This window comes from Streptomyces antioxidans (genome assembly GCF_000968685.2).
In the GTDB taxonomy this organism is placed as follows: domain Bacteria; phylum Actinomycetota; class Actinomycetes; order Streptomycetales; family Streptomycetaceae; genus Streptomyces; species Streptomyces antioxidans.
Window position 1 is genome coordinate 96,115 of the sequence record NZ_LAKD02000054.1, and the last position, 9,393, is coordinate 105,507.

General features: G+C 72.3%; 10 protein-coding genes. 5 read left to right on the plus strand and 5 right to left on the minus strand.

Annotated elements, in window-relative coordinates; genetic code table 11:
- Nucleotides 1–164 precede the first annotated feature (164 nt).
- The 4 genes from VT50_RS22060 to VT50_RS22075 all read right to left on the minus strand — a co-directional run bounded on the left by VT50_RS22060 (nt 165) and on the right by VT50_RS22075 (nt 5,395).
- Nucleotides 165–959: an enoyl-CoA hydratase/isomerase family protein gene (locus VT50_RS22060; RefSeq protein WP_046090625.1), complete on the minus strand. Its 795-nt coding sequence runs from the start codon at nt 957–959 to the stop codon at nt 165–167.
- 363 nt (nt 960–1,322) lie between these two features.
- Nucleotides 1,323–2,693, minus strand: coding sequence for a cytochrome P450 (locus VT50_RS22065; protein ID WP_240529252.1), 1,371 nt, complete (start codon nt 2,691–2,693; stop codon nt 1,323–1,325).
- Between the two features lie 489 nt (nt 2,694–3,182).
- Entirely contained in the window at nt 3,183–4,361 is a 1,179-nt protein-coding gene (locus tag VT50_RS22070; RefSeq protein ID WP_046090624.1) for an adenylate/guanylate cyclase domain-containing protein, read from the minus strand.
- A gap of 146 nt (nt 4,362–4,507) precedes the next feature.
- Nucleotides 4,508–5,395, minus strand: a complete 888-nt coding sequence (locus VT50_RS22075) for a biotin--[acetyl-CoA-carboxylase] ligase (RefSeq protein ID WP_046090623.1) — start codon at nt 5,393–5,395, stop codon at nt 4,508–4,510.
- 186 nt (nt 5,396–5,581) lie between these two features.
- On the opposite strand from VT50_RS22075, the gene VT50_RS22080 reads away from it, so the two are divergent.
- The 4 genes from VT50_RS22080 to VT50_RS22090 all read left to right on the plus strand — a co-directional run bounded on the left by VT50_RS22080 (nt 5,582) and on the right by VT50_RS22090 (nt 8,316).
- Nucleotides 5,582–7,180 (plus strand): acyl-CoA carboxylase subunit beta, encoded by a 1,599-nt coding sequence (locus VT50_RS22080; protein WP_046090622.1) that lies wholly within the window; start codon nt 5,582–5,584, stop codon nt 7,178–7,180.
- Nucleotides 7,181–7,218: 38 nt separating this feature from the next.
- Nucleotides 7,219–7,425: an acyl-CoA carboxylase subunit epsilon gene (locus tag VT50_RS22085; protein WP_046090621.1), complete on the plus strand. Its 207-nt coding sequence runs from the start codon at nt 7,219–7,221 to the stop codon at nt 7,423–7,425.
- A 94-nt stretch (nt 7,426–7,519) separates the two neighbouring features.
- A complete protein-coding gene (gene mmpB, locus VT50_RS41015; protein ID WP_256114580.1) occupies nt 7,520–7,651 on the plus strand; it encodes a morphogenic membrane protein MmpB in 132 nt (43 codons plus the stop codon).
- 59 nt (nt 7,652–7,710) lie between these two features.
- The gene (locus VT50_RS22090; protein ID WP_046090620.1) at nt 7,711–8,316 is read left to right on the plus strand and encodes a Maf family protein; all 606 of its coding nucleotides are present in this window, start codon (nt 7,711–7,713) and stop codon (nt 8,314–8,316) included.
- Between the two features lie 116 nt (nt 8,317–8,432).
- Here VT50_RS22090 and VT50_RS22095 read toward each other — a convergent pair whose 3' ends face one another.
- Entirely contained in the window at nt 8,433–8,882 is a 450-nt protein-coding gene (locus VT50_RS22095; protein ID WP_107424858.1) for a hypothetical protein, read from the minus strand.
- Between the two features lie 345 nt (nt 8,883–9,227).
- On the opposite strand from VT50_RS22095, the gene VT50_RS22100 reads away from it, so the two are divergent.
- The coding region (locus VT50_RS22100; protein ID WP_143645248.1) for a biotin carboxylase N-terminal domain-containing protein at nt 9,228–9,393 on the plus strand (166 nt) is incomplete at its 3' end.

Below are 9,393 nucleotides of genomic sequence, written 5' to 3' on the forward strand. Positions count from 1 at the left end.
CATGCATCGTTCGCTCCGCTCTCCAGCGTAAGAACGTCGAGAACAATCCGCTGCGGGCCGTTCACCCCGGGTATCCGAGCGAACGGTCACCCCCGGTGGCCGCTTCGCTCCCCCCGGGCCGGGGCCGCTCCCCGGACCGGGTCAACTTCCCCGGTACGGGGCCGTCACTCCCCCGGCCAGTTCGCCGGACGCTTTTCGTTGAACGCGGCCACACCCTCCGCGCGGTCCCCCGAGAAGGCCACCGTCCGCCAGGCCGCGTCCTCGACCTCAAGACCGGCCCGCAGGTCCAGCCCCTGCCCCAGCCGCAGCGCCTTCTTGGCGGCCCGCACGCCGACCGGGGAGTTGGCGGCGATGCCCCGGGCCAGCTCCAGCGCCCCGGCCCGGTCCTCGCCCTCCGCCGTCAGCCGGTCCACCAGGCCCAGCGCATGGGCCTCCGCGGCGGCCACCCGGCGGGCGGAGAAGATCAGCTCGGCGGCGCGCGCGGCGCCCACCCGGCGCGGCAGCAGCTGGGTGCCGCCGCCGCCCGGGATCACCCCGACCGACACCTCGGGCAGCCCCACCACGGCGGTGGGGTCGGCCACGATCACATCGCACGACAGGGCCAGCTCGAAGCCGCCGCCCAGCGCATAGCCGTGCACCGCCGCGATGGCGGGCATCGGCAGCTCCAGCACCCCGGAGTAGGCGGCGCGGGAGACCGGCCGGTGCCGCAGCATCTCGGCGTCGGTGAGCGAGTTACGCTCCTTGAGGTCCGCGCCCACGCAGAAGGCCCGCTCATGGGTCGAGGTCAGCACCACGGCCCGGACGTCACGGTCCTCGGACAGCGCCGCGCAGGCCGCCGCGATGGAGCGCGCCATCTCCGACGAGACGGCGTTCATGGCCTTGGGCCGGTCCAGCACCAGCTCGGCCACGAAGCCGTCCCTGCGGACCGCGACCCACTCCCCGTACCGCTGCTCACTCATCACGCACCCTCCCGGTTAACGACCGTGAACCACTGCCCGCGATCATTCCAGCTCCCCGGGGCGTGCGGAACCTATGGCGCCCGGAGAGGCCCCACGGGGCCCAGGGTCCGTCGGTCCGGGCCATGCGCCGGCGCCGGGTGCTTCCCCTCTCCGCCCCTTCCCGGTTCCAGGGGCTCCGCCCCTGGAACCCCGGGAGCCCCGCGGGCCGGAGCAGAGCCCCATCGCGGCGGGGCACCACGCGGCAGGGCCCTAACCCTCGGCGTAACTCCACCGCGGGCGGGGCCCCTCCCCGCGGCGGGGGCGCATGAGGCCGCAGGGCGGGGGCGGTGGGCCGGTGTCGGGGGCGTGGTCTGTGGAGCGGCCCTAGCGGGCCTTCCGCCACCGGTTCAGGAAGCCCTGGAGGATCGACTGTTGCTTCTGTCCGTCGTCCGACTCCGGATAGTCCGGCTCCGGCCCCGACCCCATCAGCGGCTCAGCCGCGGACGCCGCGTCAGTGGCGAACGGCAGCGAGATCGGCGGGATGGGCGGCGGCGGAGGCGTCCCCGGCGGCATCTGCTGCTCAGAGCCCGCGCCCGGGCCCTGAGGACCCGACGGCCCCTGCTCCCCCGGGCGCGCGGCGGGTGCCGCGCCGCGCCGGCCCCCCAGCCCGGGAACGGGCGCGAACCGCACCGGCAGCGTGATCACCCCCCGTACGAAGATCCCGGACAGCCACTTCAGCTCGTCGATCTCCCCGGCGAGCGCCAGATCCGGGATCCGGTCCAGCAGCTTCTCCAGCGCGACGGAAGCGATCAGCCGGGCCGAGGACCGGCCCGGGCACGCGTGGGCGCCCGCGCCGAACGCCAGATGGGCCCGGTTGCCCTGCTTGTGCGAGGACCTCGTCAGGGCGTCCCGGTTGGTCGCCGCGAAACTGATCATCACGGCGTCGCCCGCCCGCAGCCGCTTCCCGGCGAGGTTGGTGTCGTGCACCGGGAAGTAGAGCCCCATATTGGCCAGCGGCGGGTCCGTCCACAGGACCTCGTCGAGCGCGTCCTCGACGAGCATGCTGCCGCCCATCAGCTCGCCCGAGAACCGCTCGTCGGTGAGCAGCACCCGCAGCGCGTTGCCGATCAGACCGGGCACCACCCCGGTCACCATCCCGATCAGCAGCAGTAGCTGCTCGGCCAGCTCCTCATCGCTCAGCCGCGCCGGATGGGCGATCAGCCAGGAGGTGATGTCGGCGCCCGGCTCGCGCCGCTTGAGGTCGATCAGCTCGCGCAGCGCCGCGCCCGCGGTCCGGTCTCCGCCCGCGGGGTCCGAGCCGTCGATGAACGTCGCCACACCCCGCAGCAGCGGGTCCATGACCCCCTGCGGGCAGCCGAAGAGCTGGCTGGTCACCATGATCGGGACCAGTGCGCAGTACGTGCCGATCAGCTCGGCCTCGCCCGCGTCGCAGAACTGGTCGATCAGCGAGTCGGCGATGCGCTCGACATAGTTCCGCAGCGCGCTGGAGTCGATCCGGCCGGTGGCGTCCTCGATGGCACCGCGCAGCCGCCGGTGCTCCTCGCCGTCCACGAAGTCGACCCGCGGCCGGGGCCCGATGATCCGCGGGGCGTAGCTGGACTCCGGCAGCAGGCCCTCGTTCCTGTCCCGCCAGTGGCGGGGGTCCTTGGAGAAGGTCTCGGGGCGCCGCATGATCTCCAGCGCCGTGTCGTACCCCAGGCACAACATGGCCGGTACGCCTCTGTCCAGCTCCACCGGCGCGAGCGGGCCGTGGGCCTCCCGCAGCCGCCGGTAGACCCCGAAGGGGTCCGCGCCGAACGCGGGCGCGTGGAGAGGTTCGGCACCGGTCTCCCCGTGGGCGGGACAGCCCGGCGGAGGTAAGGCGCCCGGACGCTGAGCACTCGAATCGTAAAGCTGGGTCACACGTGCTCCTGGACACCGCCGGGCCCACCCCGCGGGCGGACGCGGACGGTGTTACTTCGACGACAGGACCTGGTATCCACCGAGTGGATCTTGCGAACGTAGGCTAGCCCAACAGGCCCGGCGGCGCGCCCAGTTCGGGGAACCGGACGGAGCCATCGGAACGATCCGGACGCGGTCGCGGGAACGATCCGGACGGAGCCACCGGAATGATCCGGACGCGACCACTGGAACGATCCGGACGCGGCCACCGAAACCGTCCGGGTGCGGCGTCACCGAGACGATCCGGAAGCACCCGCGACCCACAACCCCCGACCCACGACCTCACGCGCGACGGCTCAGCAGCCACGGCTCCACGACCCCGAGACCACGCACCGGTCGCTGCCACATCGGCTGCAGCCCGAAGCGGTACGCGGGCGGTTCCTCGCCCTTCTTCTCCGCCGCGGCGGCGGCCTCCGCGGCCTCCGCCTCCGACACCGGGGCCTCCCCGGTGCGGCTCAGCTCCTCGGCGAACGCGCCGTCCACCAGGACCGCGTTCTTGGGGGCTATGGACGTCAGCCTGCTGGCCAGGTTCACCGTCGAGCCGAAGACATCGCCCATCCGCGTCGTGACCGTGCCGAACGCGATCCCGACCCGCAGCTCGGGCATCGTCTCGTCATGCGTCAGCGTCTCGATCAGGCGCAGCGCGATCTCGGCGGCGATGCCCGCGTCGTCGGCCGCGTAGAGCACCTCGTCGCCGAGGGTCTTGATCAGCCGTCCGCCGTGCGCCGCCACCAGGTCGGCCGCCGTGGTCTCGAACGCCTCGACCAGCTCGCCGAGCTCCTCCTCCTCAAGACGCCGGGTCAGCCGGGTGAAGCTCACCAGGTCCGCGAAGCCGACCGCCAGCCGCCGGTCCACCATCTCGACGTCGTCGGCCGCCTGCACCACCCGGCCGGTCGCGGCCGCGAGCTGGCGCCGGTAGACATAGACCAGGAACTCCTCCAGCTCCGGTAGCAACAGCTCGACCAGCGGATACGCGATCTCGGTCCGGGTCATCCCGGTCTCCTGGGGGTCGGTTAGCCCCTCCAGGAAGGAGTCGATCTGCCAGTCGGCCAGCCGGGCGGTGGTCTGGCCGGTGGACCGCGCCACCTGGATGGCCATCGGCTCGCTCAGCAGCCCGGCCTCCACCAGACCGGACAGCCGCCGCAGCGCCAGCACGTCGGCCTCGGTCAGCGCCTTGGCCTGGCCGATGTCGGCGAAGCCCATGGCCCGCCAGAAGCGGGTGGCCAGCTCGACCGAGACGCCAGCGCTGCGGGCGGCCTGGAAGGGGGTGTAGCGCCGCTCGGCGCCGAGGATCAGCTGCTCCAGCCGGAGCGCGATGGGGTCCGGCTGGTCCTCGTCGTCGGGGGTCTCCGCGGCGGCGCTCTCCCGCGCCCCGGTGTCCCGTACGGCCCCGTCGGGCGCGGCGGCGTCCAGCACCTCGCGCTCCTCGGCCGTGCCGGAACCCGCGTCGTCGGCGGTCACCGCCCGCCCCCTGTCCGATCCCTGCGCACTGCCCTTCCGTTCCCTCTTCCCGGCCTGGTCCCAAGCTCGCCCACAGCCGCCCCGAGCTGGAGCGACCGCGACCACGATACGTCAGGTGTGCCGTAGCTCACTCTGGTGCGGGAGGGTCATTCCTCCCTCGGTACGGAGCGTAGATGCACGATGTCCCCGGCGGAGACCGGCTCCTGGACCCCGCCTTCCGTGGCCAGAACCAGCCGCCCGTCGCCATCGATCGCGACCGCCTCGCCGATGCGCTCCCGGCCGCCCGGGAGCTCGGCCCGCACCTGGCGCCCGAGGGTCGCACAGCCCGCCGCGTACGCCTCCTGGAGGCCGCTGGCCCCGGGGTCGCCCGCGAAGCGGCGCCACTCCCCGTACCACTCCGCGATCGACCGCAGCACGGCCCGCAGCAGCGGATCGCGGTCGGAGGAGACGGCGTTCGCCAGGGCCAGCGACCCGGCGGTGGGAACGGGAAGTTCACCGGCGCGCAACGAGACGTTGAGACCCATGCCGATCACCACCGCGTCCCCGGCCCGCTCGGCGAGGATCCCGCCGAACTTCCGCTCCTCGTCCCCGACCGTCACCAGCAGGTCGTTCGGCCACTTCAGCGCGGTGTCCACGCCCGCCGTACGGCTGAGCGCCCCGGCCGCCGCGACCCCGGCAAGCAGCGGCAGCCAGCCCCAGCGCCCGGTGGGCACACCGGCCCCGCCGGGCCGTAGCAGGATGGAGAAGAAGAGCCCGGACCTGGCCGGGGCCGTCCAGGCGCGGTCGAGCCGGCCGCGCCCCGCGGTCTGCTCCTCGGCGATGAGCACCGCGCCCTCGGGGGCCCCGGCCCGCGCCCGGGTGACCAGATCCGTATTGGTCGAGCCGGTCGCCCGCACCACCTCGAGCTCGGTCCACAGCCCGCCGGGCCGCACCAGCCCCCGGCGCAGCGCGGCGGCGTTCAGTGGTGGCCGCTCCAGGTCGGACCAGCGTCCGCGCGCGTCACCTGGGCTCCCTGAGGTGTCAGAAGGCGTCATGGGGGCCAGCCTAGGGTCAGGAGGTGTGGCCAACGACGCAGTGCCACCGGACGGAGCCGCCGATACGCTACGTGCCGGTAGCCCAGCCAGCGCAAAGCCACCGAACGATCCAGATACCCCCGAAACCCGACAGGCCCCGAAGACCCCGCCGTATCCACCCCCAGGACGAGCAGGAGCCGCATCCCGATGTCCACCGAGCCGGAGACCGCCCCCGAGATTCCAGACCGCCACACCACCGCGGGGAAGCTCGCGGACCTGCAGCGCCGCATCGAAGAAGCGACCCACGCGGGGTCCGCGCGCGCGGTGGAGAAGCAGCACGCCAAGGGCAAGCTGACCGCGCGCGAACGCATCGACCTCCTCCTGGACGAGGGGTCCTTCACCGAGCTCGACGAGTTCGCCCGGCACCGCTCGACCAACTTCGGCATCGACCAGAACCGGCCCTACGGGGACGGGGTCGTGACCGGTTACGGCACGGTCGACGGCCGCCCGGTGGCCGTGTTCTCCCAGGACTTCACGGTCTTCGGCGGGGCGCTCGGGGAGGTGTTCGGCGAGAAGATCGTCAAGGTCATGGACTTCGCGCTGAAGACCGGCTGCCCGGTCGTCGGCATCAACGACTCCGGTGGCGCCCGGATCCAGGAGGGCGTGGTCTCCCTCGGCATGTACGGCGAGATCTTCCGCCGCAACACCCACGCCTCCGGGGTGATCCCGCAGATCAGCCTGGTCGTGGGCCCGTGCGCGGGCGGGGCCGTCTACTCCCCGGCGATCACCGACTTCACGGTGATGGTCGACCAGACCTCACACATGTTCATCACCGGGCCGGACGTGATCAAGACGGTCACCGGCGAGGACGTCGGCTTCGAGGCGCTGGGCGGCGCCCGGACCCACAACACCACCTCCGGTGTCGCGCACTACATGGCCGGGGACGAGAAGGACGGCATCGAGTACGTCAAGGGCCTGCTGTCCTACCTCCCCTCCAACAACCTCTCCGAGCCCCCGGCCTTCCCCGACGAGGCCGACCTGGAGGTCTCGGACGAGGACCGGGAGATGGACACCCTCATCCCGGACTCGGCGAACCAGCCGTACGACGTGCACAAGGCCATCGAGCACGTGCTGGACGACAACGAGTTCCTGGAGACCCAGGCGCTCTTCGCGCCCAACATCATCACCGGCTTCGGCCGGGTCGAGGGCCACCCGGTGGGCATCGTGGCCAACCAGCCGATGCAGCTCGCCGGCTGTCTGGACATCGACGCCTCCGAGAAGGCCGCACGCTTCGTGCGCACCTGCGACGCGTTCAACGTGCCCGTCCTGACCTTCGTGGACGTGCCCGGCTTCCTGCCCGGCACCGACCAGGAGTACGACGGCATCATCCGGCGCGGCGCCAAGCTGATCTTCGCCTACGCGGAGGCCACCGTCCCGCTGATCACGGTCATCACCCGCAAGGCGTTCGGCGGCGCGTACGACGTGATGGGCTCCAAGCACCTGGGCGCGGACCTCAACCTGGCCTGGCCGACGGCGCAGATCGCGGTCATGGGCGCCCAGGGCGCGGTCAACATCCTCCACCGGCGCACCATCGCCTCCTCCGACGATCCGGAGGCCGCCCGCACCGAGCTGATCGCGGACTACGAGGACACCCTGCTGAATCCGTATATCGCGGCCGAGCGGGGGTATGTGGATGCTGTGATCATGCCCTCCGAGACGCGTCGCCACATCGTCCGCGGTCTGCGGACGCTGCGGAACAAGCGCGAAGCGCTGCCCCCGAAGAAGCACGGCAACATCCCCCTGTAGCTCCTGGCCCCCTAGCCCCCTAGCGAAGGGCTGTTCCCATGATCCGCATTGTCCGGGGCAACCCGACCCCCGAGGAGTTGGCCGCCACCCTGGCGGTGGTGCAAGCACGCGCGGCGGCCGTCACGGCCGCCGCGCGGACCGAGGACGATCCGGAGGAGTGGTCCGACCCGGCCCGCACCATCCCCAGCCACCGGGTGCCGCACCCCGGCCCCACGGCGTGGCGCACCACCTACTGGCCCGCCTGAGCCGCCGCGGCGGGCCCGCATGACGGCTTCGCGCCGGGGCGCCTGAGTACGCGTACTCAGGCGCCCCGGCGCCCGTGGCCCCAGGATCGGATTCATGCTGTGGTCCGAGCCGCCCGATGAGCCGCCCGAGGAACTGCGGCGGGCCGAGGCCATGCTCCGCCGCGCCCGCACCGTCCTGACCGTCTCCGTGCTGCTGGCGATGTGCCTCCTCGGCATGTGGCCCTAGGGGAGGTCCGGTGGAAGCCCCGGGCCGGGCCGTCCCGGGGGCCGCTTACCCTGGTGCGCATGACTGCGCAGCGCACTCTCGTCCTCGCGTCCGCCTCGCCCGCCCGGCTCGGGCTGCTGCGACAGGCCGGATTGGCGCCGAAGGTGATCGTCAGTGGGGTGGACGAGGACGCGCTCGACGCCGAGACCCCCGCCGAGCTGGCCCGGGTGCTGGCCGAGGCCAAGGCCACCGCCGTGGCCGGGCTCACCGAGACGGCCGGGTCCCTCGTCGTCGGCTGCGACTCGGTACTGGAGCTGGACGGTCAGGCGCTCGGCAAGCCCGCCGACGCCGAAGAGGCCACCGCCCGCTGGAAGTCGATGCGCGGCCGGGCCGGGGTGCTGCGCACCGGGCACTGCGTGATCGACACGGCCAGCGGCCGCCGCACCTCCGCCACCGCGTCCACCACCGTCCGCTTCGGCGAGCCGACGGACGAGGAGATCGCGGCCTACGTCGCCAGCGGCGAACCGCTACACGTGGCGGGCGCGTTCACGCTCGACGGCCGTTCGGCGCCGTTCATCGACGGCATCGAGGGCGACTCCGGAAACGTGATCGGGCTGTCCCTGCCGCTGCTCCGCCGGCTGCTCGCCGAACTGGACGTGCGGATCACGGACCTCTGGAACGACTGACGGCCAACGGCCAGACCAGCGGCCGACGACTAGGGAATTCCGGCTAGGCGTTTCCCCGGACTTCCCTTAGGTCTTTCCCTGGAACCTGCCCGGCTCCGGCCGGGTCTCTCCCCGGCTCAGGCCGGGCTCGGGGCGTCCTGGCCGCCCGGGGCCTCGGCGGCGGGCTCCGAGGACGGCTCCGCCTCGTACCCCAGCAGGCTCAGCACGATCAGCCCCAGCACCACCATCATGAACGCGAACGCCGCCCAGCCCACCAGGCCGACCGAGAACGCGCCCAACAGCCCGTGCACCACCGCACAGGTGATGAGCAGGATGCGGGCCAGGCGCCCGGGGGCGCGGTCACGCACGGCGGCGCGCAGCAGCACCACCCCGCACACCAGCAGATAGAGGCCGAAGAGGCCGCCCGCGACCCAGGTCCCGATCGACATCGCGTCGGTGTCCATGCCGCCGAGAGACATCTGCTGACGGTCCACGACCAGGCCGAGAATCCAGTTCAGCAGCGCTATGCCGACCGCCTCGACCATCAGCGTCACTGCCGCCACCGCGGCCACAGGTCTGCGCGCCACCGCGATCCCCTCCCACTCTGTCAGTGCCGAAGCACGCTACTAACGGGTATGCGCCGCCACAAGAGGCGTGCACGAGCTGAACCCCATGGCAAAGTTTCCGCCCGGCATTCGTAGGGTCTCCACAAAGAAACGGGAAGCGCCGCAGCACGGCGCGCCAGAGACCTTGCCCACATCGCGGACCGCAAGCCAGCCCCGAAAACCGGGCGTACCGTGGAGCGACGGGGGATTGGGACGTTCGTCCAGCACGAGGTTCACGCTCCGTGTGGTCAAGCTCACGCCCGGGGTCTTCTCGGCGCGAGGTGTTGCCTGTACCTAAACTCGGCTTGTTTCAAGGAGGGAGCCATCGTGCGCAAGGTGCTCATCGCCAATCGTGGCGAGATCGCTGTCCGTGTTGCCCGTGCCTGTCGGGATGCCGGGATCGCGAGCGTAGCCGTCTACGCCGATCCGGACCGGGACGCATGTCATGTGCGCGCGGCAGATGAAGCCTATGCGCTGGGTGGTGACACCCCGG

Coding starts and splice junctions, on each gene's coding strand:
- VT50_RS22060 (WP_046090625.1), bottom strand. CDS start 959: ATGAGTGAGCAGCGGTACGGGGAGTGGGTCGCGGTCCGCAGGGACGGC.
- VT50_RS22075 (WP_046090623.1), bottom strand. CDS start 5,395: ATGACGCCTTCTGACACCTCAGGGAGCCCAGGTGACGCGCGCGGACGC.
- VT50_RS22080 (WP_046090622.1), top strand. CDS start 5,582: ATGTCCACCGAGCCGGAGACCGCCCCCGAGATTCCAGACCGCCACACC.
- VT50_RS22085 (WP_046090621.1), top strand. CDS start 7,219: ATGATCCGCATTGTCCGGGGCAACCCGACCCCCGAGGAGTTGGCCGCC.
- mmpB (WP_256114580.1), top strand. CDS start 7,520: ATGCTGTGGTCCGAGCCGCCCGATGAGCCGCCCGAGGAACTGCGGCGG.
- VT50_RS22090 (WP_046090620.1), top strand. CDS start 7,711: ATGACTGCGCAGCGCACTCTCGTCCTCGCGTCCGCCTCGCCCGCCCGG.